The sequence below is a fragment of the Enterobacter cloacae complex sp. 2021EL-01169 genome (assembly GCF_020733125.1).
In the GTDB taxonomy this organism is placed as follows: Bacteria; Pseudomonadota; Gammaproteobacteria; order Enterobacterales; family Enterobacteriaceae; genus Enterobacter; species Enterobacter roggenkampii.
The window spans coordinates 1,170,846-1,197,091 of the sequence record NZ_JAJFTC010000001.1; the positions used below are offsets into that span (position 1 = coordinate 1,170,846).

General features: G+C 57.7%; 22 protein-coding genes. 13 read left to right on the forward strand and 9 right to left on the reverse strand.

Annotation, left to right across the window (positions count from 1 at the left end; genetic code table 11):
• The 5 genes from LLF79_RS05610 (at position 1) to LLF79_RS05630 (ending at position 4,389) form a co-directional block, all read left to right on the forward strand.
• Complete coding sequence (locus tag LLF79_RS05610) at positions 1-945, forward strand: ABC transporter permease (RefSeq protein WP_023292289.1); 945 nt, start codon at positions 1-3, stop codon at positions 943-945.
• Positions 935-1,741, forward strand: coding sequence for an ABC transporter permease (locus tag LLF79_RS05615; protein ID WP_227879216.1), 807 nt, complete (start codon positions 935-937; stop codon positions 1,739-1,741). The genes LLF79_RS05610 and LLF79_RS05615 overlap by 11 nt, the downstream gene beginning before the upstream one ends.
• A 24-nt stretch (positions 1,742-1,765) precedes the next feature.
• Positions 1,766-3,190, forward strand: a complete 1,425-nt coding sequence (gene patD, locus LLF79_RS05620; protein ID WP_021240249.1) for an aminobutyraldehyde dehydrogenase — start codon at positions 1,766-1,768, stop codon at positions 3,188-3,190.
• A gap of 183 nt (positions 3,191-3,373) precedes the next feature.
• A complete protein-coding gene (locus LLF79_RS05625; protein ID WP_013096478.1) occupies positions 3,374-3,547 on the forward strand; it encodes a GhoT/OrtT family toxin in 174 nt (57 codons plus the stop codon).
• Positions 3,548-3,633: 86 nt separating this feature from the next.
• Positions 3,634-4,389 (forward strand): alpha/beta fold hydrolase, encoded by a 756-nt coding sequence (locus LLF79_RS05630; protein WP_044596531.1) that lies wholly within the window; start codon positions 3,634-3,636, stop codon positions 4,387-4,389.
• A gap of 70 nt (positions 4,390-4,459) precedes the next feature.
• Here the strand turns inward: LLF79_RS05630 and LLF79_RS05635 are convergent, their stop codons facing one another.
• The 3 genes from LLF79_RS05635 to LLF79_RS05645 are packed head-to-tail and all read right to left on the reverse strand — an operon-like array spanning position 4,460 to position 10,969.
• Complete coding sequence (locus LLF79_RS05635) at positions 4,460-6,637, reverse strand: virulence factor SrfC family protein (protein ID WP_227879217.1); 2,178 nt, start codon at positions 6,635-6,637, stop codon at positions 4,460-4,462.
• Positions 6,634-9,615, reverse strand: a complete 2,982-nt coding sequence (locus LLF79_RS05640) for a virulence factor SrfB (RefSeq protein ID WP_206805133.1) — start codon at positions 9,613-9,615, stop codon at positions 6,634-6,636. The genes LLF79_RS05635 and LLF79_RS05640 overlap by 4 nt, the downstream gene beginning before the upstream one ends.
• Before the next feature lie 4 nt (positions 9,616-9,619).
• Positions 9,620-10,969, reverse strand: a complete 1,350-nt coding sequence (locus LLF79_RS05645; RefSeq protein WP_206805131.1) for an SrfA family protein — start codon at positions 10,967-10,969, stop codon at positions 9,620-9,622.
• Positions 10,970-11,252: 283 nt separating this feature from the next.
• On the opposite strand from LLF79_RS05645, the gene LLF79_RS05650 reads away from it, so the two are divergent.
• On the forward strand, positions 11,253-12,851 hold the full coding sequence (locus tag LLF79_RS05650; RefSeq protein WP_106105830.1) for an ABC transporter substrate-binding protein: 1,599 nt from the start codon (positions 11,253-11,255) through the stop codon (positions 12,849-12,851).
• Between the two features lie 100 nt (positions 12,852-12,951).
• Complete coding sequence (locus tag LLF79_RS05655) at positions 12,952-13,185, forward strand: YdcY family protein (protein ID WP_023292296.1); 234 nt, start codon at positions 12,952-12,954, stop codon at positions 13,183-13,185.
• Between the two features lie 3 nt (positions 13,186-13,188).
• Here the strand turns inward: LLF79_RS05655 and LLF79_RS05660 are convergent, their stop codons facing one another.
• Together LLF79_RS05660 and LLF79_RS05665 are read right to left on the reverse strand one after the other, a co-directional pair.
• Positions 13,189-13,638, reverse strand: coding sequence for a DMT family transporter (locus LLF79_RS05660; protein ID WP_163342191.1), 450 nt, complete (start codon positions 13,636-13,638; stop codon positions 13,189-13,191).
• Positions 13,635-14,153: a GNAT family N-acetyltransferase gene (locus LLF79_RS05665; protein WP_023292298.1), complete on the reverse strand. Its 519-nt coding sequence runs from the start codon at positions 14,151-14,153 to the stop codon at positions 13,635-13,637. The genes LLF79_RS05660 and LLF79_RS05665 overlap by 4 nt, the downstream gene beginning before the upstream one ends.
• A 148-nt stretch (positions 14,154-14,301) precedes the next feature.
• Between LLF79_RS05665 and LLF79_RS05670 the strand changes: the two genes are divergently transcribed.
• The 3 genes from LLF79_RS05670 to LLF79_RS05680 all read left to right on the forward strand — a co-directional run bounded on the left by LLF79_RS05670 (position 14,302) and on the right by LLF79_RS05680 (position 16,907).
• Positions 14,302-14,877: a helix-turn-helix domain-containing protein gene (locus tag LLF79_RS05670; RefSeq protein WP_008501301.1), complete on the forward strand. Its 576-nt coding sequence runs from the start codon at positions 14,302-14,304 to the stop codon at positions 14,875-14,877.
• Between the two features lie 65 nt (positions 14,878-14,942).
• Positions 14,943-15,983, forward strand: a complete 1,041-nt coding sequence (locus LLF79_RS05675) for an NADP-dependent oxidoreductase (RefSeq protein ID WP_227879218.1) — start codon at positions 14,943-14,945, stop codon at positions 15,981-15,983.
• Positions 15,984-16,238: 255 nt separating this feature from the next.
• Positions 16,239-16,907, forward strand: coding sequence for a GntR family transcriptional regulator (locus LLF79_RS05680; RefSeq protein ID WP_021240238.1), 669 nt, complete (start codon positions 16,239-16,241; stop codon positions 16,905-16,907).
• 119 nt (positions 16,908-17,026) lie between these two features.
• On the opposite strand, the gene pqqU is transcribed toward LLF79_RS05680, so the two are convergent.
• The gene (gene pqqU / locus LLF79_RS05685) at positions 17,027-19,141 is read right to left on the reverse strand and encodes a TonB-dependent receptor PqqU (protein WP_227879219.1); all 2,115 of its coding nucleotides are present in this window, start codon (positions 19,139-19,141) and stop codon (positions 17,027-17,029) included.
• Positions 19,142-19,382: 241 nt separating this feature from the next.
• On the opposite strand from pqqU, the gene LLF79_RS05690 reads away from it, so the two are divergent.
• On the forward strand, positions 19,383-20,444 hold the full coding sequence (locus LLF79_RS05690) for a YncE family protein (protein ID WP_039266490.1): 1,062 nt from the start codon (positions 19,383-19,385) through the stop codon (positions 20,442-20,444).
• A 92-nt stretch (positions 20,445-20,536) separates the two neighbouring features.
• Here the strand turns inward: LLF79_RS05690 and ansP are convergent, their stop codons facing one another.
• Positions 20,537-22,033, reverse strand: coding sequence for an L-asparagine permease (gene ansP / locus LLF79_RS05695; protein ID WP_008501774.1), 1,497 nt, complete (start codon positions 22,031-22,033; stop codon positions 20,537-20,539).
• A gap of 304 nt (positions 22,034-22,337) precedes the next feature.
• Positions 22,338-23,252, reverse strand: a complete 915-nt coding sequence (locus LLF79_RS05700) for a LysR family transcriptional regulator (RefSeq protein WP_008501773.1) — start codon at positions 23,250-23,252, stop codon at positions 22,338-22,340.
• A gap of 108 nt (positions 23,253-23,360) precedes the next feature.
• Here LLF79_RS05700 and LLF79_RS05705 point away from each other — a divergent pair, with 108 nt between their 5' ends.
• Complete coding sequence (locus LLF79_RS05705; protein WP_021240234.1) at positions 23,361-23,759, forward strand: cupin domain-containing protein; 399 nt, start codon at positions 23,361-23,363, stop codon at positions 23,757-23,759.
• On the opposite strand, the gene LLF79_RS05710 is transcribed toward LLF79_RS05705, so the two are convergent.
• Complete coding sequence (locus tag LLF79_RS05710) at positions 23,756-25,291, reverse strand: methyl-accepting chemotaxis protein (RefSeq protein ID WP_123922355.1); 1,536 nt, start codon at positions 25,289-25,291, stop codon at positions 23,756-23,758. The genes LLF79_RS05705 and LLF79_RS05710 overlap by 4 nt on opposite strands.
• A 341-nt stretch (positions 25,292-25,632) precedes the next feature.
• Between LLF79_RS05710 and LLF79_RS05715 the strand changes: the two genes are divergently transcribed.
• Positions 25,633-26,172, forward strand: coding sequence for an AAA family ATPase (locus tag LLF79_RS05715; protein ID WP_025910896.1), 540 nt, complete (start codon positions 25,633-25,635; stop codon positions 26,170-26,172).
• Positions 26,173-26,246 lie beyond the last annotated feature (74 nt).

The window sequence follows — 26,246 nt, forward strand, 5'->3', positions numbered from 1 at the left end:
ATGGATATGAGCGTTGCGCATCCTCCCGCCCCGCGCGGCCGCCTGAGCCGCATGACGGCCCTGTTCTGGCGAAAGCCGTCGCTCGGTCTGTTCCTGCTTCTGCTTGCGCCGCTGATGTGGTTTGGCATCGTCTATTTAGGGTCGCTGCTTACGCTGCTGTGGCAGGGGTTTTATACCTTTGACGATTTCACCATGGCGGTCACGCCGGATCTCACGCTGGCGAACATTCAGGCGCTTTTCAACCCGGCAAACTACGACATCATCTTGCGCACGTTAACGATGGCGATTGCGGTGACCATTGCCAGCGCCATCCTTGCGTTCCCGATGGCCTGGTACATGGCGCGATACACCAGCGGCAAGTGGAAAGCGTTTTTCTATATCGCCGTGATGCTGCCAATGTGGGCGAGCTACATCGTCAAAGCCTACGCCTGGACGCTGTTGCTGGCGAAGGACGGCGTGGCCCAGTGGTTTCTCAGCCATCTCGGCCTGGAGCCGATTCTGACCTCAATCCTGACGCTCCCGGCAATTGGCGGCAACACCTTGTCCACCTCCGGGCTGGGACGGTTTCTGGTCTTCGTTTACATCTGGCTGCCGTTTATGATCCTGCCCGTCCAGGCGGCGCTGGAACGCCTTCCGGCCTCGCTGCTGCAGGCCTCAGCCGACCTCGGCGCGCGTCCCCGGCAGACGTTCCGCTATGTCGTTCTGCCGCTGGCCATCCCGGGCATTGCGGCGGGTTCAATCTTCACCTTTTCCCTGACGCTGGGGGATTTCATCGTTCCTCAGCTGGTCGGCCCGCCGGGCTACTTCATTGGTAACATGGTCTACTCCCAGCAGGGCGCTATCGGCAATATGCCCATGGCCGCCGCGTTCACGCTGGTACCCATCGTGCTGATTTCTCTTTATCTGGCGTTCGTGAAACGTCTGGGAGCATTCGATGCACTCTGAACGCGCACCGCTGTTCCTGAAAGTGGCAGCGTGGGGAGGCGTCATCTTCCTGCACTTCCCGCTGCTGATTATCGCGACCTACGCCTTCAACACCGAAGACGCCGCTTTCAGCTTTCCGCCGCAGGGGTTAACGCTGAAGTGGTTTAGCGTGGCGGCGGGGCGCGGCGATATTATCGAGCCCGTGACGTTGTCACTTCAAATTGCCGCGCTTTCCACCGCCATTGCCCTTGTGCTTGGCACGCTTGCTGCAGCAGCGCTGTGGCGAAGCGCGTTTTTTGGCAAGAATGCGATCTCTCTGCTGCTGCTGTTACCGATTGCGTTACCGGGGATCATCACCGGCCTGGCGCTGCTGACGGCTTTCAAAACGATTAACCTGGAGCCGGGGTTTTTCACCATCGTGGTCGGACACGCCACCTTCTGCGTGGTGGTGGTGTTTAACAACGTGATTGCCCGGTTCAGACGCACCTCCTGGAGCCTGGTGGAAGCGTCGATGGATCTCGGGGCTGACGGGTGGCAAACCTTTCGCTATGTGGTGCTGCCCAATCTGGGTTCCGCGCTGCTGGCCGGGGGAATGCTGGCGTTTGCCCTGTCGTTTGACGAGATCATCGTCACAACGTTTACGGCGGGACACGAGCGCACGTTACCGCTGTGGTTGCTCAACCAGCTCGGGCGTCCACGCGACGTGCCGGTCACCAACGTCGTGGCTCTGCTGGTGATGCTGGTGACAACTATCCCCATTCTGGGAGCCTGGTGGCTAACCCGCGACGGCGAAAACATTGCCGGCAGCGGGAAATAACAGTGAATTCAACAGGAAAATGCTATGCAAAAACATCTGCTGATAAACGGTGAGCTGGTTGCCGGAGAAGGTGAAAAACAGCCGGTTTATAACCCGGCCACCGGAGAGGTGCTGCTGGAGATTGCTGAGGCGTCAGCGGCCCAGGTCGACGCGGCGGTGCTGGCGGCTGACCGTGCTTTTGCGGCGTGGGGACAAACGACGCCGAAAACCCGCGCCGAGTGCCTGCTGAAGCTGGCGGACGCGATTGAAGCGCACGGTGAGGCGTTTGCCCGGCTCGAGTCCCTCAACTGTGGCAAGCCGCTGCACTGCGCGCTGGGGGATGAAATTCCGGCGGTGGTCGACGTTTTCCGTTTCTTTGCCGGGGCCGCCCGCTGCCTGAACGGTCTGGCAGCGGGCGAGTACCTTGACGGTCACACGTCGATGATTCGCCGCGATCCGGTGGGCGTGGTGGCCTCTATCGCGCCGTGGAACTACCCGCTGATGATGGCAGCCTGGAAGCTGGCCCCCGCGCTGGCGGCAGGGAACTGCGTGGTGATAAAGCCCTCTGAGATCACGCCCCTGACCGCGCTGAAGCTGGCAGAGCTGGCAAAAGATATCTTCCCGGCGGGCGTTCTGAACGTGCTGTTTGGTCGCGGGAAAACGGTCGGCGACCCGCTCACCGGGCACGAGAAGGTCCGCATGGTTTCGCTGACCGGTTCGATCGCGACCGGGGAACATATCATCGGCCATACGGCGTCCTCGATTAAACGCACCCATATGGAGCTGGGCGGCAAAGCGCCGGTGATCGTGTTTGATGATGCCGATCTGGATGCGGTGGTCGAAGGGGTGCGGACGTTTGGCTTCTACAATGCCGGGCAGGACTGTACGGCAGCCTGCCGCATTTATGCCCAGAAGGGAATCTATGCCCAACTGGTAGAAAAACTGGGTGCCGCAGTCGCCAGCCTTAAAATGGGGGCGCCTGAAGACACCTCGACCGAACTGGGACCGCTCAGCTCGGCCGCCCATCTGTCACGCGTCTGTCAGGCCGTCGATGAGGCGAAAGCGCTCGGCCATATCCGGGTTGTCACCGGCGGGAGCAAAAAAGAGGGGGCGGGCTACTACTTCCAGCCAACCCTGCTGGCGGGGGCAAAACAGGACGACGCCATCGTTCAGCGCGAGGTGTTTGGCCCGGTGGTGAGCGTCACCGAGTTTGATGACGAGGCGCAGGTGCTGGCCTGGGCAAACGACTCGCAATACGGCCTGGCGTCATCGGTCTGGACCAAAGACGTGGGGCGTGCCCATCGCCTGAGCGCGCGCCTGCAGTACGGCTGCACCTGGGTGAACACCCATTTTATGCTGGTGAGCGAAATGCCGCACGGCGGCATGAAATTATCGGGCTACGGGAAAGATATGTCGGTCTACGGGCTTGAGGATTATACGGTTGTCCGGCATGTCATGATCAAACACTAAGCCCGTCCAGCCTGGCCGCTTGCGCGGTCAGGCGTTCTCTTTGCCCGCCAGATGTGTTACGTAAGATACTCAATTGTTATTAGCCGTAATTTTTAAGTGGTTATTCTGTAACGAAAAAACTTGATCTGTGTCAACATATGACGCATATTGCGTGCGGTTATTTTTTCGGCTCTGGTATACAGAATGACGTTGTATCAAAAGATGTTGGTTTTTTACGCAATCATGGCTTCCATCTGCGCGTTAATCACCTGGTTCCTCTCAAAAGACCGCAAACGTATCCGCCTGCTGAGCGCTTTCCTGGTGGGGTCAACCTGGCCAATGAGCTTTCCCGTTGCGCTGCTGGTCTCGCTTTTCTGAAGCACGCTTCCAGTTTGAAAAGATGAACATAGCATTCCTGAGGTGATAACTGTATAAATACACAGTGCATCATAAAAGGAGTGCTTATGAACTGTTTTTACTCGCAGCAGGCCGGTTGCACCGTACGCTGGCACGACTTGCCCGGCTCCGGCGATCCCGTGGTGTTCATTCACGGGCTGGGCTGCGCCTCTTCCTATGAATATCCCCGCGTCGTTCGTGACCCGCTGTTTGGCGCACGCAGAGCCATTCTCATCGACTTGCCCGGCAGCGGCTACAGCGATAAGCCTGAGCACTACAGCTACAAAACCACTGAACAGGCGCACGTTGTGGCGGAGCTGATTGACCATCTTAAACTGGATTCCTTCTGGTTATACGGCCACAGCATGGGCGGCAGTATTGCTATCGAAACGGCGGGGCTTTTGGCTACGCGCGTGAAGGGGCTGATGGTGTCAGAACCCAATTTTCACGCGGGTGGGGGCATGTTCAGCCGGTCAATCGCGGCGCAAAGCGAGCAACAGTTTCTGGAGCAGGGTTACGACGCCATGCTCAGCGCAGAAAAAACGGCGTGGGCAGGGTGCCTGCAGAGCAATGCGGCTTATGCCGTCTGGCGCGGTGCATCCAGCCTGGTGGCCGGCGTTGAACCGGAATGGGAAGCGCAGTTCCTGTCACTTCCTTGCCCGGTAACGTTGATTTTTGGCGAGCTCTCTCTGCCGGATGACGATGTGGAAAATCTGCAACAGAAAGGCGTTGAGGTAAAAATTATCCCTGCGGCGGGGCACTCTATGTCGTGGGAAAACCCCTCTGCGCTGGCGCAGGCATTAGCCGAATGTATGACGATGTGATTATTGTGCAATGTATCATCGTGGCGAAATGTAGGCCGGGTAAGCGCAGCGCCACCCGGCAAGAAGGCGGCTACATTATTAAAGCCCGTAGTGCCTGACGAGCGTCAGGCTGAACATCATGCGGGTGCTGGTAATCAATGTTCTCGATCGCGCGGCTATAGAGCGCGACCAGCCAGTCGTAAACGTACGCGGTAGCCGCATGGACCGGCTGTTCACCCAGACGCGTCAGGCGGGGCTCGGCGCTGCTCACCACCGGGGTGACGAAGATGGCCTGCCCCTTGCGGATGCGGCTTGCCGGGCGCGTCGCCACGGGCGTCTTGTCGTAACCCAGCCAGCCAATGAAATTGCCCATCACGGCATGCAGTTGCGCAGCGCTACTCTTATCCGCTTCGACAATTCGCTGCAGCTGCTGAGGCAGATCCAGCCGGTAGCTGGTGACCACCAGCACATCCGCAATTTGCTGTAACACCGCAGGATCCAGCCCAAGACGGGCGGCTGTCGCCTCGTTGCGGCTCCACTGGCGCAGATGATTTATCCAGACTTTATGCGCCAGGCGCGCTTTGTCTTTGGTCTGGTACAGACCGGCGCTTTCCTGGGCGTTCTCGGCAAACAGGTCAATGGTATCCGTAAATAGCCCGTTAACCTGCTCCTCGCGCGGCTGCTGAACGGCCAACAGCGTTTCAAAGGCCTTCAGCGGCGGCAGCAGGCCTTCAAGCAGCTCGCCGTGGCGGGCGGCACTGCTTTGCAGCGTGCGCACCATGTTTTCAGCCTGAGCGCGTCGGATACCTGGCTCCTCAACCAGCGGTGCCAGGTAGCTTTGCATCATCGCCGAGAGCTCCAGACGCAGCGCGTTTTTGAGCGTGCCGAGACGTTTCTGTCGCTGCGCGGGCAGCGTGGCCTGAGACAGCCACTCAATGACGCGCTGCATGCTGTGGCTGTCCAGAGCCTGTAGCGTGCCCCAGCGCAGGCCGGGCTTCCCGAGCAGATGCTGTACGGCTTCATCGAGATTCTGCCGGGTGGTAAAGCGCGCGTCGTGCGGGGTGATCGCCCACACCAGACCCGGCAGGGCAGATTCTTCAGCAGGCTGCGTCTCCCTGACCCAGTTCATTAACACTTTTGCTTTTTTGGCCGTCTGTTCGTGCTGCGCCGTCGCGTTGCAGATGACCAGCACATCCGGCTGGAGCTGTTGACGGTAGTGCTCAAGCAGCCACTGGGATTTTGCCTGGCGTAGCGGATCGGCATGGCGGTCTTCAAACACCGGGATATCAATGATATCGACATTATCCAGCGCGCCGTTCTCAACCGGAAGCACCAGCTCGCGGGTCAGGAAGGCCAGCACATCGACGGGGAGGCTGATGGCGTTCAGCATCTCACCGTTGTTCAGCGGATGGAGAAGCGTCTCTTGCGTATTCTGCAGCGCTACCGAGCCGTCGTGCGTCAGGAACCCTTCGCCAGGCAGCCCGAAGCTGTCCACCAGCAGGCTAAGGGGGGCCGCAATCTCGCTGGCATGGCTGGTCTGGTGCAGCACATGGGCCAGATTTAACCACTGCTGGGTCAGTTCCTGCTGCTCGCCCCACAGCAGCGACCATACGCTGGCGCGGGTGCTGAGATCGAGCGAAGGCACCAGTTGGGCGAACTCGTGCCACAGGGCATCATCAATTTGCTGTTTCGCGGCGGGTACCGTGCTCTGCCAGAAGCGGGCAATCGCTCCCACGTCCTGCGCCGTGATGCCGGGCACGCTCTGCGGCTGGCGCAGCCCGCGCCATTTCTCCAGGCGGGTCTCAATGACCGCCTTATCCACCGCGCGCATCTGCGGGTGCAGCGTCGTGCGGGCAATAAACAGCTGCACTAGCTCGGCCTCGGTGACCAGGCTCAGGCGCAGCGGAAACGCCTCGTCAAGCGCTTCCGGGGTTTCCCGGGTGAAGCGGACGGCCATGTTGGTCAGGGCATGTCCCGGATTGATATGCGAAAAATAGTCAAAGGTGCGCTGGCCTGGCGTCACGTTCAGGCGTCCATTGCCGCTGCCGCACAGCGACAACAGCAGGTGCGCTTTCGCGCTCTGCGAATGGCCGTAAAGCCCGATGCTGCTCTGACGGGTCATGGCGCGTTCAATGGCCTGCTCGCGCGCCTGCGCCGCGTTGATGCGGGCAAGCAGGGCGTCGGCATCATTATCCAGCACGGGGGCGTTCAGGCGCGTCTCGTTGATCCACCCGATTAAGGCCTGAGTGGTGGTGGTCGTCGCTGTCATTTCAGGTATACGCTCCCGCTGTCGATCCAGTAGTGGCTGCCGCTGTGTCGGCGGTCGGCCAGGGTATTCAGTTTGAAGGTTAAGGCGTCAGGCGCCACCGGCGTGCCGTCCTGCAGCCAGGCATCGCTCAGCTCGAAGGCCTCCGGGCCTTCATGCTTGCTGCCGCCGCAGAGTTTGAGCCGCACGTTCAGCACGCCGTCGCCGGCAATCGCTTTTGCCAGTTCGGCCGAGTTAATGCTGAGCGTGTAGAGCGGCGTGGCAGGCCAGCGCGCGTTCGCCAGCTGGCGGAAGCCGAGGGTGACGTTACCGCGCAGCGGGAAGTGCAGACGCGCGTCAAGCTTCGCACCGGGTTTATCAAGATCGATATCCTGATACCAGACGTTTTCCTCGCGCAGGGTATTGACGGTGTTATCCAGCACGCCCAGATAGCGCACGGTGGAATACGCGCCAATGTCCGCGGCTTTAAAGTTGAAGCGCGGCAGACGCAGGTCAAGCGCAAGGCTGCAGAGCATGGCCCCCACGGCAGCGGTCGATTTCGGGTTGCCAATGCGCCCCTGCTGGCTGAACGGATACCACTCATGCACCTGGTATTTATCCAGCCAGACGATGCGGTTGACCGGCACCGGCTGCAGGTGGCGAATCAGCGCCTGAACGCCAGGCAGGCAGCCCGGGCGTCCGGTGATCAGCAGAATGTCGCAGCTATAATGGGAGATCGCCTCACACACCGCGTGGAGCGGGGAGGCCAGCGTAAACTGCCCGGCCAGCATCGCATCCTGCATTTCGCGGAAATTGACGTGCAGCGGCACGGCGAAGAGGTCAAAAGCGTCAGAACCCGCAGGCAGGGCATGGTCGATCGCCTGCTGCAGATAGTTCATCACGTTGCGGGTCGGCTTCTGCGGCAGGAGATCGCCAAAGGTGGCGTGCAGACCAGCCAGCGGATCGTCAACGTCGCTGGACTCCCACCCGGCAAGAATCGCATGGCCAAGCGGCATAAACAGCTGCAGCGCCGTCTGCTGGCGCAGTACGGCCTGGGTATCAATGCGGCCGGAGTCGCCGAACAGCGAGGCCATCAGCAGCGAGGCGTCTGCGATACCGGATTTTTGCAGCTGCGTTTGCAGGGCGGGCAATACGTAGCGCTGAATCACGTCCAGAAGCGTGTCGTCGCCCGCCACCTTAAACCCTTCCCGGAACAGCAGCTGCGGGGTGATTTTGACGTTATTGCCGGAGCCGTCGTCCAGTTGGTAATGGGTGATCGCCATATCCGTTGTGCCGCCGCCGATGTCGATGGACGCGACGCGCAGCGCGCGTCCCGGCTGGCTGCCCGGCTCAGGCTCACGGTCCGGACGGGCAAGGGAGGCGAAGAAGGCTTCGGTCTGGCCGCCAAAGCGGGAGATGGCTTCGTTATACAGCCAGACCAGCTGACCGCAGCTGGCTTCATCCCACTCCATCTGGATTTCCGGTACCGGCACCACGCTTTTTTCCTGCTGTTTGCGGGTGACAAAATCCTCATCCTGCGGGTGCCAGCCCATCGCTTTCCAGACAATGGCGATGGCTTCAAACATGCGGCGTCGGAAGATCTCGCGCTCCTGCTTTGGCATGGCGGAGGGCAGCGTCAGGATCAGCGTGCGCAACTGGCGCGGCGAGGCAGGGAAGCCCAGGCGCAGGCGCGTGGCGACGCTGTTGATCTGCCCCAGCGCCTGTGCCAGCAGCTCGCACAGCATATGGGTCATCAGGGTGCTGCGGCTGTACTGCGGTGAGAAGACCGGCAGGCGCTCGTCCTGCGGCAGCGTGAAGAGCGGCTCGCCGTCATCGTTCATCAGGTTCATCAGCGGGAACGCGGTGGCAAGCGGTTCACGCTGGGTCTTGCTGTTCATCTGGCTAAAGCGCCAGTCCTGCACGACCGGGGTTTCATCCCACAGGTAGCGACGCGGGCTGGAGATACCGCTGTTGCCCTCGGTTCCCAGACGCTGCATCGCCAGCTTGCGGGCTTCATCACCGACGCGGACAATCGATGGCCAGACAAAGGCATCTTCGCGACCGCTTTCCACCGAGAAGTGCTGCTTGCCAAAACGCGCTTCCGAAAACTCGAGACGGCTGGTGAACAGCGGTTCGTTCAGGAACTGCGGCTCGCTGAGCGAGCGGACCTGCAGCTCGGCGGTCTGGCGCAGCCCATCGTTGGCATCGCCGTGGTCTTCAATAATCACGCCGCAGGTGTGGGTATTGCCCACGTCGAGGATCAGGTCGACCGGAATGGCAGGCGTGCTGAGCGTATGGGTGACAAATTTCACTTCCGGCACGGTGAGCTGTTCACCGAGCATGGTCAGCAGGTTGAGCCAGTGGGCCTGATACTCAAAGCTGCGCATCGCCTGCTGCAGGTCGCGTTCAGAGCGGTTCTCAACGCCGTCGGCATACTGGGTAAACGCCTCGCGCAGCCAGCCGTCAATCCAGGTCTGATCGAGGAAGCTGTCTACCTCGCTATCGCGCCAGGCCAGCGCGAAGCGGGTGCCGTTCAGAATATCGTTTTCCACCGGAGAGAGCGCGGACGTGGCATGGTCGGCAATCTGGCTGTCAAGCGCGAGGGTGACGCGGTGGGTATTGCCTGCCGCGTCCGGGGTGTCAAGCTTGCGCACCTGAACGCGCGCCCAGTTATCCGGCCCTTCCACAAACGTCCGCGGCGGGTTGAAGCGCAGGAAAGGAACCGGAAGCCAGACGCCATCCAGTACCGTCAGCGACTGATGCAGCGGGATAGTGGTTTCCGGCTTGACCACTTCAGGCTGGCCGCCGTTCATGCCGGGCAGGGTATAGCGACCGTTGACCAGGTCGAAATCGAGGCGCAACAGCGGGCCGTTCGCGGTTTTACGTACGAAGCGCCCGTTGCTGGCGGAGTCCTGCGGCGTCAGACCGAAATCGAGGAACTGCACGCCGCTGTTGGCAATAAGCGTGACGCTTTGTTTATAGTCGCAAAGATTTACCAGCATAGGATCAGGCACCTGCTTTCTTGAACGTCAGTGGGACGACGGTGTTGGCATCATAACGGGCGCGACATTCTGCGATATCGCTGGTGCCTGCTTTACAGGCAATTTCCGGCATCGGGTAGCGGGAACCGTCGGTGCAGCGGGCAGTACCGCGACTCTTAATCATCAGCTCGCCATTGCTGTGCAGCCCGGAGAAGACCTCCGCGCGGCAGACAATGTTGTCGCCGTGGACAACGCGGGCGAAACCTTTATTGTTCTGGATCTGATAGCGCAGCGACGGTGGCTTGCCGGTGACTGGATCCTTCACGTCGAGGATGGCGCGCCAGGTGCCGTTCAGGAAGCGCGTCGATCCCGCTTTCACCTGATTCGCTTCCATCACCATGGCGTCTTTCGGAATGGCGACAATCACCACCGGAGCAGGTTGTGGCGCAGCTTCAGCCGGAGCCGCTTCTTTTTCTTTGCTGGCCACGACCTCCGCCTGATGCAGCGGTAGCTTCATCGCCAGCGGTTCAACCGCCTTGATCGGCTTTGGCGCAATTTCCACGGGTTCAGGTGCGGGCGCCGGGGCGGGCTCAGCGGAAGGCGCCTGTTTCGGCCACAGCAGCGGGGCGGCAACGGCGGCGACGATCACGGCGGCAACCGGCAGGGCCCACAGGGGAACGCGGCGCTTTTTCACGATGTTCGCCGGAGCAGGTTCCTGGACTGGTTGCGCAACGACGGGGGCCGGTTCGGGCTCATACAGCTCCTCCGGCGTAATACGCACTACCGTGGACGGGGCGATCAGCGGCTCGTCAGCGTGCTCAAAGGTCATCACCGGCTCTGGCTCAGGCTCGGGTTCAGGATCGTCAATCACAACGGGGGCTGGCTCAGGGATCAGGGACTCACGCAGGCAGTCGAGGACATCGTCGCGCGCGTTCTCGTTGAGGTTTACAAATCCCCAGAAGCTGATGACCGGCTTTCCGTCCACCAGGAAGAGGAAGTTTTCGCCCGGGAACTGAAATGCCTTCGACAGCAGAGAGCCAAAGAGCTGTTGCGCGGTTTTAGGCGACTGCAGGCATTTCTTGCTTAATGACTCGACGCTGGCGAGCGTGTTTTCCAGATAGCGCAGGGCGCGATAGCGATCATCTTCATCGGCCGCTTTCCAGCTGGTTACGCTCCCTTCAACCGGGGAATACCAGTCCACGCGGTCGCCGCTGTCGTTGACCTGAGGAATCGCCAGACAGTCGACGATGGCCTGTTGTTTGCGCAACCGGAGCGCTTCCCGGATTTGCAACGCTGATTCGAAAACGGCTTGTCCGCCGCCGCCAACGGCCTGAAAATCATCCAGATTACCGCTGCGTAAAAGAGTTTTTGCCACGATTTGATCCCATATACTTCTTCACACCCTTACTTTAACGAACCGAGGACGCAACCAAACGGAGGAAGAGACGCTAAAAGCGCCGATTTCTTGCGGCATAGAAAATGACGGTTGTGCTTGACGAATAATGGCACTTAAGACAAATCGTCTTTCTGGGTGCTGGCGGTTAAAACAGCAAAAACCGCGGCTTTAGAATAACCTGATAGTGTTTCGTTATTTGCCAGGTCAAAACGCCTGTGCTGTTATTACTGTCCTATATAATAAAACTGTCAGGGTTATAACCATGTCTACAGGGAAAACACTGCTCGCCCTTGCGCTGAGCGCGCTGTTACCAGCCGGTGCCGCATGGGCGGCAAATAACGACACCCTTATTTACTGTTCAGAAGCCTCCCCCGAGTCCTTCAACCCGCAAATCGCCAGCTCTGGCCCGTCTTTTGTGGCCAGCTCTCAGGTGCTGTATAACCGTCTGATCAATTTCGACCCGGTGAAAAACACCCCGGTGCCGTCGCTGGCGGAGTCCTGGACGATTTCGCCGGACGGCAAGACCTATACCTTTGCCCTGCGTAAAGGGGTGAAGTTCAACAGCAACAAATACTTCAAACCGACGCGCGATTTTAATGCCGATGACGTTATTTTCTCGGTCATGCGTCAGAAAGACCCTAAACACCCGTACCACAACGTGTCGCAGGGCAACTACGAGTACTTTAATGATGTCGGTCTCGATAAGCTGATCCAGGACGTTAAAAAGGTCGATGATTACCATGTCCAGTTCACCCTCAGCGAACCCAACGCCGCGTTTCTGGCCGACTGGGGGATGGATTTCGCCTCGATTCTCTCCGCGGAATACGCCGACGCAATGCTGAAAAAAGGCACGCCTGAGAATGTGGACACCTGGCCGATTGGTACCGGGCCTTACGTGCTGCAGCAGTACAAAGTGGATTCGCTGATCCGCTACGTCGCGAACCCGAACTACTGGGAAGGCGAGGTGCCGACGAAGCATCTCATCTTCTCCATTACGCCAAACGTGGAAACCCGCCTGGCGAAGCTGCAGACCAACGAGTGCCAGATCGTTCCTGCGCCATCCCCGGTTCAGTTTGACGCCATCAAGAACAACAAAGACCTGACGCTGCACGCCGTCGATGCGCTTAACGTCGGTTATCTGGCGTTTAACACCGAGAAAAAACCGTTTGATAACGTGCTGGTGCGTCAGGCGCTCAACTACGCGACCGACAAGAAGGCCATCGTTAATGCGGTCTTTATGGGATCGGGCACGGTGGCAAAATCGCCGATCCCGCCAAATATGCTGGGCTTCAATAAAGACCTGAAGGACTACAGCTACGATCCTGAAAAAGCGAAAGCCCTGCTGAAGCAGGCGGGTCTGGAGAAGGGCGCGGAAGTCACGCTGTGGTCAATGCCGGTGCAGCGTCCGTATAACCCGAATTCGCGTCGTATCGCGGAGATGATCCAGAGCGACTGGGCGAAAGTCGGCGTTAAAGCCAAAATTGTCTCTTACGAGTGGGGCGAATATCTCTCCGGAATGCGTAAAGGCGAGCATGACTCCGCGCTGTTTGGCTGGATGTCCGACAACGGCGACCCGGACAACTTTGCCGATGTACTGCTCGGCTGCAACAGCATTAAAACCGGCTCAAACGCCGCGCGCTGGTGCGATAAGGGGTATGATGCCCTGGTACAAAAAGCGAAGCTGACCAGCAGCCCGGCCGAGCGCGCGAAGCTCTATGGCCAGGCGCAGGAGATTTTCTATCAGCAGGCACCGTGGATTGCGCTCGCAAACGGGAAAACGTTCTACGCGACCCGCAGCAACGTGACCGGGTACAGCGTAAGCCTGATGGGCAGCGATTTCTCAAAAGCGAAGCTGAACTAAGCCTTTTTAGCCGGGTGGCGGCTCCGCCTTACCCGGCCTACATTTGGCACCTGTAGGCCCGGTAAGCGTAGCGCCACCGGGCACATAACGAGGAGTGACAATGTCACATTTAAACGAAGTTATCGCCCGCGTCGATGCCGCCATCGAAGAGAGCGTGATTACCCACATGAACGAACTGCTGATTGAATTAAGCGATGATGCGGAGCTGAGCCGTGAAGAGCGCTACACTCAGCAGCAGCGTCTGCGCACCGCGATTTCGCACCACGGTAAGCAGCATAAAGAGGAGATGGACGCGCGTGAGGAACAGCTGACGAAAGGCGGCACCATACTGTAACCATCAAAACTGGCGTCGCGCCACCAGCCAGGCCCCGACCACCAGCATCACCGCGCCGCACACTGGGCCGATCAGGGCGCGCAGCGGGATGCCCTGGCTCCTCAGCACGTCCAGCACCAGCCCGCCAATCAGCTGGCTTGCCACCAGTACGGCGATGGTCGTCGCCGCGCCAACGTTCTGATAGCCGCTGATGCTGGCAAACACAAAAAACGACCCCAGCAGCCCCGGGATAATCGTCCACCAGCGCACCGTTGCGGCGAGCTCGCTGAACCCGGCGACGCCCTGTTTCAGCAGCAGAATGCTGACAAACAGCACGATGCCGACCAGCGAATTCAGCAGCATCGCGATAAGAATGGTGGAGGAGGACTGGGTGATACGCACCATCAGGGTGTTTTGCACCACCAGGCCAATGCCCGCCGCCACCAGAAACGCCAGCGTCAGTGACTGATTCATGGGATCGCGTCCGGGTCGCTGCGCTCGTCCAGCTGCAGCTGCATAAAGGTTAAGTCCAGCCAGCGGCCAAACTTGGTTCCCACCTGCGGCATTTGTCCCGTCGTCACAAAGCCGAGCGTTTCATGGAGATGAATCGAGGCATGGTTTTGCGCTTCAATCCCGGCCACCATCACGTGTTTACCGATGGCGCGGGCCTCGTTAATCAGCGCCTTCATCAGCGTGCGGCCAATCCCTTTGCCCTGATGGGCCGGGTGGACGTAGACCGAGTGCTCAACCGTATGACGGAAGCCGTCAAAGGCGCGCCAGTCGCCGAAAGAGGCGTAGCCGGTGATTACGCCGTCTTCCTCGCTCACCAGAACCGGATAGCCCGCAAGCGAGCGCGCCTCAAACCAGGCGATTCGGTTATCGGTATCGACGGTTTTATCGTTCCAGATTGCGGCAGTGTGCAGCACCGCGTGGTTGTAAATCTCTCCTATCGCAGCGCAGTCTTCTTTGCAGGCATGACGAACGATCATGATGAAGCCTCTGTGTGTTGTTCACTATAGTGTTACGTTATCGCTACGATATTACACAACTGTATCGCCCGATCGCTACGGCATAAGCCATATTTTTTTGTTATCAAAAGCCCATTGAATTGCCGTTCATACACTATAGTATGACGTCATGAACACCATAACAGACACAATGAATCAACGGATTAGCGCGAGAATTCGCCTTGAACGCGAGTCTCGCGGGTGGTCCCTGAGCGAGCTGGCGGACCGGGCAGGCGTCTCCCGCGCCATGATCCATAAAATCGAGCGCGGGGACAGTAGCCCGACAGCCACCTTGCTTGCCCGCCTGTCGGGCGCGTTTGGCATCAGCATGTCAACGCTGATTGCCCGGGCCGAAATGCAGGAGGGCAAGCTGCTGCGCCTGGCAAATCAGCCCGTCTGGCGCGACCCGCAGACGCACTACCTCCGCCGCCATGTTTCTCCCCGTACCGATCTGCCCATCGACCTTGTTCAGGTGGAACTGCCTGCGGGCAGCGACGTTCCGATGCCGGCCTCTTCTTACGCGCTGGCGCGTCAGCTTATCTGGCTGCAGTCCGGTGAGCTGGTGTTTCAGGAGGGCGATACGCGCCACGAGATGCACGCCGGAGACTGTCTTGAGCTGGGGCCGCCTAATGACTGCCGGTTCATCAACGAGACGAATGAAACCTGCATCTATCTGGTTGTACGGCTTAATCAGTCTGGCTCGTAATGCTAATGCGATAACGCTGAACGTGAGCCAGGCTGTAATGACATTTGTACCAGAAGGAGATCCTGATGAATCACTCTGTTTCGCATAACCGCCGCTGGGTGCTGGCCTCTCGTCCACAGGGCGCACCGGTCGCGGAAAATTTTCGTCTGGAAACGCAGCCTGTTCCGGAACCAGGGGCGGGGCAGCTTCTGCTTCGTACCGTCTGGCTGTCGCTGGATCCTTATATGCGGGGTCGCATGAGCGACGCGCCATCCTATTCACCGCCGGTTGAGCTCGGTGCGGTGATGGTGGGGGGAACGGTCAGCCGCGTTGAGCAGTCAAACCATCCCGACTACAAAGCCGGTGAGTGGGTGCTGGGCTACAGCGGCTGGCAGGAGTATGAACTCTCGGACGGCAGCGGCCTGGTGAAGCTGGGCGAAAATCCGTCGCATCCTTCCTGGTCGCTGGGCGTACTGGGTATGCCGGGCTTTACCGCCTATATGGGGCTGCTGGATATCGGGCAACCGAAAGCGGGTGAAACGCTGGTGGTGGCGGCGGCGACCGGCCCGGTGGGCGCGACGGTTGGGCAGATCGGCAAAATCAAAGGTTGCCGGGTGGTCGGCATCGCCGGTGGCCCAGAGAAATGCCGCCATGCCGTTGAGGTGCTCGGGTTTGACCTGTGTCTGGATCACCACGCCGCGGATTTTGCCGACCAGCTCAAGCAGGCCTGCCCGAACGGCATTGATGTCTACTATGAAAACGTCGGCGGGAAAGTGTTTGACGCCGTGCTGCCCCTGCTCAACACCTCCGCGCGCGTGCCGGTGTGTGGCCTGGTGAGCGGCTACAACGCGACGGGCTTGCCTGACGGGCCAGACCGCCTGCCGCTTCTGATGGCGACCCTTCTCAAGAAACGCATTCGGATGCAGGGCTTTATCATCGGCCAGGACTATGGACATCGCATCCATGAGTTCCAGGAAGAGATGGGGCGCTGGGTGCAGGAGGGAAAAATCCACTATCGCGAACAGGTCACGGACGGGCTGGAAAACGCCCCCGAGGCGCTCATTGGCCTGCTGGAAGGACGAAACTTCGGCAAAGTCGTGATTCGCGTCGCGAGTGACAATAAATAAAGCGCAATATGGCGGGGTTTCCCGCCATATTTATTTGTGAAGATACGATATATTGTCTTTAATTACTGGACATGACTTTTCGCGCCATCATCCCCGATGAGCCCGAAAACGATAAAAAAAATGACGTTTACTTTTTTTGCTGTTTTTTGTACTTCCCACCACCAGGCATGACGATACAGGATATATCGTACCGGCGCCGTTTTATTAAAACTGGCGTTTAAAAATAGCATTAAGTTTTAGCTACAGGAATTCCACATGCTTGATTTGGATCACTTAGAAAAAGCCCAAAGGGTTAGCCTTACCATGCAGGTTGAACACAGTTTGAAAGGGGCGTTAATTACAGGCTCTCTCAAACCAGGAGCACGACTGATTACGAAAGAGATTGCTGATAAATTAGGCACCAGTATTACGCCGGTCCGCGAAGCGCTGCTGCGCCTGGTCTCCTCAGGCGCGCTTCACGCCACGCCCGCACAGGCGTTTCTGGTCCCTGAAGTGACGCTGGAGCGTTATAACGAGATTAACGCCATCAGAAAACAGCTTGAGCCAATGGCGGTCGCCGCAGCATGCCAGAAGATGTCAGACGGCAAGCTGGAGGCGTTGCGCAAAATGTCAGAGGCTTTCCATGAGGCCATGCGCAATGGGAATGTTCAGCAGGCATTGCATGCGAATCGTATCTTCAGGTTTACGCTTTATCAGTATGCGGAAATGCCTACGCTTAATGCCTTAATTGAACAGCTATGGGTCCGCATCGGGCCCTGCATGAACTACCTGCATCACGAACTTAACGACATCAAAACGGCAACGTATCACTATGACGAGCTTCTTTCGGCCCTTGAGCGGAGAGATGTTGATGCGAGCCAGAAGGCGATTGATAAGTTGATTGATGAAGCAGATTCTCTTTTACAGCGACAATATTTTAACTGAGAGATTATTTATTAGAGCGACTATATACCGCCGCTAATTATTTATCTGGTGAATAACTCCTGATGGCTTAATGCCATCAGGAGGGTTATTTCATTTATAAAATAAACTTTTCTTTTTGCTTACTCGAAGCGATAAGAGACCGACAGCCCGACGCCATAGTTTCGGCCTGGTGCAGGCTCGTAATAACGACCGTTGGACTCGTTGACAATTACCGAGCCCACGTACTCTTTGTCGAACAGGTTATCGACGCGGCCAAAGACGTCCATTCCCCAGTTGCCGTAGTTAAATTTATACCCGGTATTCAGCCCGACTACCGTATAGGACGGCGCTTTCGCGGTGTTTTCGTCGTCGGCCATGATATCGCTCATGTAGCGCACGTCTGTCCCCGCATACCAGCCTTCCTCAGGCTGCCAGCCAAACGAGGCGAAGCCCATGTTGCGCGCAATCCCCGGCATACGGTTACCGTTACAGTCTGCGTCGCTGCAGACGTTAGTCCGGTAGGTGGCATCCAGGTACGTCCACGCCATCTTCAGCTTCCAGTTCTCCGCGAACTGCTGATCCAGGGAAACTTCGACACCCTGACGACGGGTTTTCCCGGCATTTTTATAGGTTGTACGGCCGCCGGAACTGGAGTCCACCACGATCTCATCATCCGTATCGGTGCGGAACAACGCCGCCGTCAGCAGGCCGTTGCCGATTCGGGTTTTGCTGCCCACTTCATACGTATTATTCGTGGACGGCTTCAGGCCAATATTCAGACCGCCCTGGTTATCGGCGCGATAGGAGAGCTCGTTGATGGTTGGCGTTTCAAAGCCACGCCCTGCGGCAGCATAGAGGTTCCACGCATCCGTCACCGCATACTTCACGGCGCCCGCCGGGAGCCACTTGTGGTAGCTCGCGTCACCGCTGTCATCGCCGTTGCCCGGCGTAACGTAGTGGTCGTTGGAATCAAACCAGACCGAACTGTAGCGGACACCCGCGTCGACAGAGAGTTTCTGCGTCAGCTGCCAGCTCGTTTGCAGATAAGGATCGACGTTCCACATCAGGTTGCGTTCGTCACGACGTTTATCGCCTTTGACGCCGTAGTCCGGCACGCCGTTGCGCATCACGAAGTTCTCGTATCCGCGACGGTCTTCGCTCATGTTTTCGTAGTTCAGACCGGTGGTGAAGGTCACCGGAACCAGCAGCTCGCCGCGGTGTGTCCAGCGAGTGTCCACGCCCTGATAGTGGCGCTGCATATCAATCACCCCGCCGGAGTGAGTGGCTTTTAGCTGCGGCTGATACGGAATCGACTGGTACTGCGTCATTTCACGCTCGCCGGCGTACATCATCACGCTCAGGTCGTCCTGAACGCTGAGCTGGCGATCGTAGCGCAGGCCGGCCTGGGTCTGCTTGATGGTCTTACGGGTGTTGTACTGATCGCCGCGCTGCGACTGACGCGGGTTGTCCCGCCACTCCTGGTAATTCAGTCCACCCGGATCGTTGGCCTTCATGTCCACGCTGTTGAAAATCAGCGTCAGCTTGCTGGCGTCGTCAATGCGTACACCCAGTTTGGCGTTAGCGAGATTTTTACGCGCGCCGCTGTGGTCGCGGTAGCCTTTGGTGGTGAAGCGGGTGGTGGAGACGGTGTAATCCACGTCCCCGGCGTGGGTGCCGTCACCCATCGCGCCGGTGGCTTTCATGCCATAGCGCCAGGTCCCGTAACTGCCGTAATAGCTGCTGGCTTCAATGGTCGGCGGCTGCTGCCCGGTCTGGGTGTTGATGTTGATTACGCCGCCAGAGGCGTTGCCGTACAGGGCAGAGAAGGGACCGCGCAGCACTTCAACGCTCTCCACGCTGGAAAGGTCGATGTTGGAGGTCTGACCCTGTCCATCCGGCATGGTGGCTGGAATACCATCGACGTACATACGGATACCGCGCACCCCAAAGGTTGAGCGGGCGCCAAATCCGCGCATCGAAAGCTGGAGATCCTGGGCGTAGTTTTGACGGTTCTGAATTTGCAGCCCGGGTACGCTACCAAGGGATTCAGACAGGTTAATGCGGGGCGCGGCCTGGCGCATATCGTCGCCATTGACGACGCTGACCGCGGCCGGAGTATCAAGCTCCGATACGGTTTGCGGCGTGGCGCTGACGATCATGGTCTGTTCCTCTGCGCTCACGGCGGTGAGCGGCGCAAAAATAACAGGAACCAGCAGCAGCGGGAGAGAAGCCTTACGGGCAGAAATGATTTTCATGAATAAAACCGGTTGTGGTGTATAAACGAACCAAATGGAACATGTCCTTATATGTTAAAGGTTTTGTAAAAGTTTTGAAAACTATAACCGCACATTGCGTTAATGGAAGGCGAAGCGGGAAAGAAAAACTCCACATTTAACACATTAATGATTACTATTCTCATTATCAAAAGGCAATGCCATGACGTTGTCTGCCGGAAGTGATGTCAGCCCAACCCCACTTTTCAGAAAAGGAATTGATATGTCTTTACGTCAACTGTGCTCGCCGCGTCTGAGCCTGTCGCTGCTGTCTGCCACTTTACTGCTTGCCGGGACGTTCCAGGTGCATGCCGCCGAAGAGGTACTGCGTAAAGCGGTGGGCAAAGGGGCGTATGAAATGGCCGTGAGCCAGCAGGAGAATGCGCTGTGGGTGGCAACCTCGCAAAGCCGTAAAACCGACAAGGGCGGGGTTGTCTACCGTCTTGATCCGGTCACGCTGGACGTGACGCAGGCAATCCATAGCGATCTGAAACCTTTTGGCGCCACCTTTGACAAGGCGACTCAAACGCTGTGGTTCGGCAATACGATCAACGGCGCGGTAACCGCGATTGATGCAAAAACGGGTGACGTAAAAGGGCGACTGGTGCTGGACGGGCGTCAGCGCAGCGAAACCGTCAAACCGCTGCAGCCGCGCCAGCTGGTGGCAGATGACGCGAGCAACACGATTTACATTACCGGTGTCGGTAAAGAGAGCGTGATTTGGGTCGTGGATGGCGCCACGCTGAAGCTGAAAGAAACCATTGCCAATACGGGCACCTACAGCACCGGCCTGGCGCTGGATGCGCAGGCGAAACGTCTGTACACCACGAATGCGGACGGCGAACTGGTGACGATTGATACGGCCAGCAATAAAATTATTGCCCGTAAAAAGGTGCAGGATGACGGTAAAGAGCACTTCTACCTGAACCTGAGCCTCGACACTGCCGGTCAGCGCGCGTTCCTGACCGATTCAAAACAGCCGGAAGTGCTGGTGGTGAGCCTGAAAGACGGTAGCGTGATCGAGAAAATCGCCGCGCCGGCATCCCTGGCGGTCCTGTTTAACCCGGCCCGCAATGAAGCCTACGTGACGCACCGTGAAGCCGGCAAGGTAAGCGTGATTGACGCGAAATCGTATAAGGTCACTAAAACCTTCGACACGCCGGTCTACCCGAACAGCCTGGCGCTTTCAGCGGATGGCAAAACCCTGTACGTGACGGTGAAACAGAAATCTACCCGCCAGCAGGAAGCTACCCAGCCTGACGATGTGATGCGTATCGCGCTGTAAGATGGGATTGCCCGGTGGCGCTGCCGCTTACCGGGCCTACAAAACCATGAAATGTAGGCCGGGTAAGGCGAAGCCGCCACCCGGCTTTTTTATTAACGCGAGGTTTCTTCTACCAGCGGGGCGTCGTGTTTTTCATCGTCAGGATGAACCGGCGCGGTGCTGTGAATTTCATGAACGCGTTTACGCACGCCGAACCAGCCCGCAATCAGCAGCACGGCCAGCAGCGGAATGGTCGCGATGGTGTAGGTGCCGTTCGGGTAGTCGAACGCCATTAGCACCAGCACGCTGAACAGGAAGAGCAGGGTGAGCCAGGAGGTCACCGGCGCGCCAGGCAGCTTAAAGCTGACGTCAGCGGCTTTGCCTTCTTTAATCGCCTTGCGCAGACGCATCTGGCAGACCACGATAAAGCCCCAGGACGCGATAATCCCCAGTGCCGCCACGTTCAGAACGATTTCGAATACCTGAGACGGCACCAGATAGTTCAGGAACACGCCGAAGACATAGACCACCAGCGTCGCCAGAATACCGGCGTACGGCACGTGCTGCTTGCTCATCTTCGACATGAACTTCGGCGCAGAACCGCCCATGGACATGGAGCGCAGGATACGGCCGGTCGAGTAGAGGCCGGAGTTCAGGCTGGAGAGCGCTGCGGTCAGGACCACGATGTTCATGATGCTGCCCACGTACGGCACGCCCAGCTTCGAGAAGAAGGTGACGAATGGACTCTGGCCCGCCTGATAGGCGTTCCACGGCAGCAGCAGCACCAGCAGCACCACGGAGCCGACGTAGAAGAGACCGATACGCCAGATCACGCTGTTGATGGCTTTTGGCACCATCGTCTGCGGATCTTTACATTCACCTGCTGCGGTGCCCACCAGCTCGATGGAGGCGAAGGCGAACACGACGCCCTGAACCAGCACCAGCGCAGGCAGCAGACCGTGCGGGAAGAATCCGCCGTTATCGGTTATCAGGTGGAAGCCGGTGGCATTGCCATCCAGCGGCTTACCGCTGCCGAGGAAGACGGTACCCACGACCAGGAACACCACGATGGCCAGCACTTTAACCAGCGCAAACCAGAACTCCATCTCCGCGAACCACTTCACGCCGATCATGTTCATGGTGCCGACAATCGCCAGGGCGCCAAGCGCAAAGACCCACTGCGGCACATCGCCAAACGCGCCCCAGTAGTGCATATACAGCGCAACGGCGGTGATGTCGACGATACCGGTCATCGCCCAGTTGACGAAGTACATCCAGCCCGCGACGTAAGCGGCTTTTTCACCGAGGAATTCACGGGCGTAAGAGACGAAGCTGCCGCTGGAAGGGCGATGCAGTACCAGCTCGCCCAGCGCGCGGAGAATGAAGAAAGAGAAGATCCCGCACACCAGATAGACCAGGGCGAGAGCCGGGCCAGCCATCTGCAGACGTGCACCCGCACCTAAAAACAGACCCGTTCCGATAGCGCCGCCGATGGCGATCATTTGAACCTGACGGTTGCCCATCGCTTTGTGGTAGCCCTCTTCGTGGGAGTTCAACCAGCGACGTTTAGCAGCGTGATGATCGGCTGCGCTTTTATTGCTTGTTTTCATTGAGTTACCTGTTTGCCTGTCTGAACCATTATCGTGATAGTCCTGCCTGGCAGAGCGCAATACAAACGATTGCTTCTGCGCAAACACATGTCGCCTTCCCAGTCATTCTGCGTATGGATAAGGCGAAACATGGCGAGGCATCCTACCTGCAATTCATAAGCGACGCAAAATATAACCGTGCCGAAAGTGATGCACGTCGAAGGAAATCGTGTGGTCAGAGCAGACGGGGATCACAACACGCTGAAACGTGATGAGTTTTTAGTCAAAACAATGGTGGGGTTGATTATTTAATCATCAGATTCTCTTAATTATTACCAGATGGTATAAATTTTTGCTGCTGCAGGGCATCGAGAAGTAACCTGAACGCGGTTGTGTGCTGCCGACGGCTCGGATAATAGAGGTGGTATCCTTCAAACGTGGGGCACCACGATTCAAGGACCCTGACCAGCCGTCCCTGATTCAGAGCGTCCAGAACCGAGGACTCGGGCACGTAGGCTAATCCGAGACCATTCTCCGCGGCGTCGATGCGCTGCGACAGGTTATTCAGCGTAAGCTGTCCGTCAACCCGCACGCGAAGCTCGCGCCCGTCGCGCTCAAATTCCCAGTCATACAATCCCCCTCTGGTGGGCAGGCGGAGATTGATACAGCGGTGTTCACCCAGCTGCTCCGGCACGAGCGGCACGCCAAAACGAGCCAGGTAATCCGGGGAGCCGACAACCGCCATGCGCATGTCCGGCGCAATCCGCACCGCAATCATGTCTTTTGCCACCTGTTCACCCAGGCGAACCCCTGCGTCGAAGCGGCCATCGACGATATCTGTCAGGCCATTGTCGACCGTCACTTCGACGTTAATGTCAGGATACTGCAGCATAAAAGCCTTCAGTACCGGCCAGAGGACGGCGTCCATCGCGTGCTCGCCGGCGACGATGCGGATAGCGCCTGCGGGTTTGTCGCGGCTGCTGCGAAGCGCCGTGAGTTCCTGTTCGATCTCCAGCAGATGCGGGCTGAGGCGCGAAAAAAGCTGCTCACCCGCGGGTGTCGGAACCACGCTGCGGGTTGTGCGGGTTAACAGGCGAACGTCTAATCGCGCTTCAAGCTTGCGCATCGCATGGCTCAGTGCCGATTGCGAGACGCCCAGCTGCGCCGCTGCGCGCGTAAAGCTGCGCTCGCGGGCCACCACCATAAAGGAGAGCAGATCGTTGAAATTATCTTTTAGCATCGCGGTTCTATTTATGAGTTTCAGTCATGTGTCCTATCTGATTATGCACCCTAATGCTGCGGAGTGCTTTGCGCTACTGTTAACGCAACAGTCAACGAGGAGCAAAAGATGAAAATTATCCGCAGCGGTTCATTACCTTCAGTACGAGGACCGGAAGCCTGGTTCACCGGGGCTGTTCGCATTGACGCGCCCTTTCAGGCGACCGAACCTGCCAGCGTCGGCGGGGCAACCGTAACCTTTGAGCCGGGCGCGCGCACGGCCTGGCATACGCATCCCCTGGGACAAACGCTGATTGTGACGCAGGGTCGCGGCTGGCTACAGGCGTGGGGCGAAGAGGCGGAAATCCTGAATCAGGGCGATATCGCCTGGATCCCACCCGGCGTGAAGCACTGGCACGGCGCAAGTGCGCAAACGGCGATGACGCATCTTGCCATCGCCGAAGCGGTAAACGGCAGCCCGGTAACATGGCTGGAAAAAGTGACCGACGAGCAGTACCCGAACGGCTAACCGCCAAAAACGGCAATCGCCTGCTGCAGGCGCGTCGTCCGCTGCGTCAGGTGATTCGCGGCGTGAGTGACGTTATCCACCATCCCCGTATTGCTCTGGGTCATTGCGCCGATACGGGAGAGGGAGGCGTTGATGAGCGTCAGCGCCTGGGTTTGCTCCTGCGTGGCGAGGCCAATCTCCTTAATCAGGGTGGAAACCTGCAGAACATGGTCGATCATAACCGTCAGCTGTGATTCGGTTTGTCCCACCTTCTCCACGCCAGCGTTGACGCTGGCAACGTTTTTCTCGATCAGCGCTTTGATCTCTTTCGCCGCCGTCGCGGAGTGCTGCGCAAGATTGCGCACCTCAGCCGCGACCACGGCAAAGCCGCGGCCGGCTTCACCCGCGCGCGCCGCTTCCACGGCGGCATTCAGCGCAAGAATATTGGTCTGGAAGGCAATACGATCGATAACGCTAATAATATCGACGATCTGGCCGTTATCCTGCGAAACGGACTGCATCATACCGATGGTCTCTTTCATCATCGCTTCCCCGCAGTGGGCGCTGTCGCGGGTGCGATCCGCCATCTGAATCGCCTCGTTCGCGGTTTCGGCCGTCTGCTTCACGGCGCTGGCGATCTCTTCCACCGCAGATGCGGTTTGCTGCAAGAAATCGGCGGTTTCTTCAGAACGCGCCTGCAGCGCCGCGCCTTCTTTCGCGACCTGCTGGCTGATGGTGCCAATACCGCTGATTTGCGCCCCGACATCATCAACCAGCGAGTTCAGGTTTAAACCAGACTGATTCACCAGGCGCATCATCAACCCGATGTCATCGATCCTGTCAAAATGGTAATAGTCCGTTTTACGCCCTGAAACCACGCGCTGCATCTGTTGAACAATGGATTTTAACGGCCGGGCGATCTGCGCATGGAGATAACAGGACAGCGCAGAAAAAAGCAGCACCAGAGTGGCGGCCTGAACGAGACGATCGCGGAATAAATACATCGCCAGGCAGGAAAGTAACGCCGTCGCAGTAATACCAAGCTGAATTCGTTTTCCGGTACTGAGACATTTAAAGAGCGACAAAAAGGAAAATATACCGCGCCGAACGAACAGTCCTTTATAAAAACGATGATGTTTTAATTCGTTATTACGCACTTTTGCATACAGTTTTTCACTGGCCGCGATCTCTTCCCGTGAGGGGATATTGCGCACCGAAATATAGCCGGTCAGGGATTCCCCCTGCCAGACCGGCGTCACGTTGGCCCGCACCCAGTAGTGATCGCCATTATGTCGACGATTCTTCACCAGACCTGTCCAGGTCTCACCCTGCTGGAGGGTAAACCACATGTCGCCAAACGCTTCGGCAGGCATGTCGGGATGGCGGATGAGGTTATGCGGCTCCCCCAGAAGATGCTCTTCTTTATATCCGCTGGCTTCTATAAAAGCCGAGTTAGCATAGGTAATATGACTTTTTATATCGGTAGTGGACATTAACGTCGAACCGGCGTTAAGTAAATACTCGTTTTGTGTAACGGGGGTGTTACGCCTCATGAGTAACTCCATGATGTTGTGCAAGAATAAAAAATCCGGAAAGCGCTCCGGCAAGATAAGTATGATTATTTTAATAACGGCCTGGATATATTCTCGCTGAAATTGAGACTCTCCGAAATACCCGGCATTCATTATTTTTAATCTGTTAATGTTGTCGAATGTAATAAAATTGAAAATATTTTACTGGGTGTTATGTTGAATCGGCTTAAATAAATGACATAAGCCAAACTGCAAGAGGGAGATCGTCTCTCTGGAAAAATTGTCATGCTGAAATAGCGTTTCGTTAACAGGATGAAAACGCTATCATTTGGTCACATTTTCGTAAATACAGGGAGGCTGAGGTGAAAATTAACGTCATCGGTACCAGCGGGAGCGGAAAAAGCACGCTGGCGAAGCAGATTGCGACCGCGCTGTCTATTCCCTGTATCGAGATGGACAGACTCTACTGGCAGGCTAACTGGCAGGGCACGCCGGACGACGAGTTTCAGGCAAAGCTGGCGCAGGCGCTACAGGCTTCGCCAGACTGGGTGCTCGACGGTAACTACAACCGCACGCGACCGCTGAAATGGCGCGATGTCGATGTGGTGGTGTGGGTGGATTACGGGTTTACCCGCACCCTCTGGCAGGCCGTCACCCGAGCAATAAAGCGGGCCTGGCATAAACACGAGCTTTGGCCGGGAACGGGAAACAAAGAGAGTTTCCGGCGCGCGTTCTTCAGCAGAGAATCCATTATCATCTGGACGATGAAAACCTGGCGTAATAACCGTACGCGCTATGAAGCCGACCTGCAAAACCCGCAATATAGCCATATTCGCTTCGTCCGCATTACCCGTCGGGAGCAGGTGGAAACGCTGATTGCCTCCTTAAAATCTTATTCTTAGCAGGGTTTTATATATCTGTTTTCCGGCAAACCAAATGTAAATTAATTGTTTCTCAGAGGTGAAATGCGCCTTTA

What these genes read in the sequence shown, in the direction of transcription:
- patD (WP_021240249.1), top strand. Translation starts at nt 1,766, where the DNA reads ATGCAAAAACATCTGCTGATAAACGGTGAGCTGGTTGCCGGAGAAGGT.
- LLF79_RS05665 (WP_023292298.1), bottom strand. Translation starts at nt 14,153, where the DNA reads ATGATCGTTCGTCATGCCTGCAAAGAAGACTGCGCTGCGATAGGAGAG.
- LLF79_RS05680 (WP_021240238.1), top strand. Translation starts at nt 16,239, where the DNA reads ATGCTTGATTTGGATCACTTAGAAAAAGCCCAAAGGGTTAGCCTTACC.
- LLF79_RS05675 (WP_227879218.1), top strand. Translation starts at nt 14,943, where the DNA reads ATGAATCACTCTGTTTCGCATAACCGCCGCTGGGTGCTGGCCTCTCGT.
- LLF79_RS05610 (WP_023292289.1), top strand. Translation starts at nt 1, where the DNA reads ATGGATATGAGCGTTGCGCATCCTCCCGCCCCGCGCGGCCGCCTGAGC.
- pqqU (WP_227879219.1), bottom strand. Translation starts at nt 19,141, where the DNA reads ATGAAAATCATTTCTGCCCGTAAGGCTTCTCTCCCGCTGCTGCTGGTT.
- ansP (WP_008501774.1), bottom strand. Translation starts at nt 22,033, where the DNA reads ATGAAAACAAGCAATAAAAGCGCAGCCGATCATCACGCTGCTAAACGT.
- LLF79_RS05705 (WP_021240234.1), top strand. Translation starts at nt 23,361, where the DNA reads ATGAAAATTATCCGCAGCGGTTCATTACCTTCAGTACGAGGACCGGAA.
- LLF79_RS05625 (WP_013096478.1), top strand. Translation starts at nt 3,374, where the DNA reads ATGACGTTGTATCAAAAGATGTTGGTTTTTTACGCAATCATGGCTTCC.
- LLF79_RS05630 (WP_044596531.1), top strand. Translation starts at nt 3,634, where the DNA reads ATGAACTGTTTTTACTCGCAGCAGGCCGGTTGCACCGTACGCTGGCAC.
- LLF79_RS05655 (WP_023292296.1), top strand. Translation starts at nt 12,952, where the DNA reads ATGTCACATTTAAACGAAGTTATCGCCCGCGTCGATGCCGCCATCGAA.
- LLF79_RS05710 (WP_123922355.1), bottom strand. Translation starts at nt 25,291, where the DNA reads ATGAGGCGTAACACCCCCGTTACACAAAACGAGTATTTACTTAACGCC.
- LLF79_RS05690 (WP_039266490.1), top strand. Translation starts at nt 19,383, where the DNA reads ATGTCTTTACGTCAACTGTGCTCGCCGCGTCTGAGCCTGTCGCTGCTG.
- LLF79_RS05635 (WP_227879217.1), bottom strand. Translation starts at nt 6,637, where the DNA reads ATGACAGCGACGACCACCACCACTCAGGCCTTAATCGGGTGGATCAAC.
- LLF79_RS05670 (WP_008501301.1), top strand. Translation starts at nt 14,302, where the DNA reads ATGAACACCATAACAGACACAATGAATCAACGGATTAGCGCGAGAATT.
- LLF79_RS05650 (WP_106105830.1), top strand. Translation starts at nt 11,253, where the DNA reads ATGTCTACAGGGAAAACACTGCTCGCCCTTGCGCTGAGCGCGCTGTTA.
- LLF79_RS05615 (WP_227879216.1), top strand. Translation starts at nt 935, where the DNA reads ATGCACTCTGAACGCGCACCGCTGTTCCTGAAAGTGGCAGCGTGGGGA.
- LLF79_RS05700 (WP_008501773.1), bottom strand. Translation starts at nt 23,252, where the DNA reads ATGCTAAAAGATAATTTCAACGATCTGCTCTCCTTTATGGTGGTGGCC.
- LLF79_RS05640 (WP_206805133.1), bottom strand. Translation starts at nt 9,615, where the DNA reads ATGCTGGTAAATCTTTGCGACTATAAACAAAGCGTCACGCTTATTGCC.
- LLF79_RS05660 (WP_163342191.1), bottom strand. Translation starts at nt 13,638, where the DNA reads ATGAATCAGTCACTGACGCTGGCGTTTCTGGTGGCGGCGGGCATTGGC.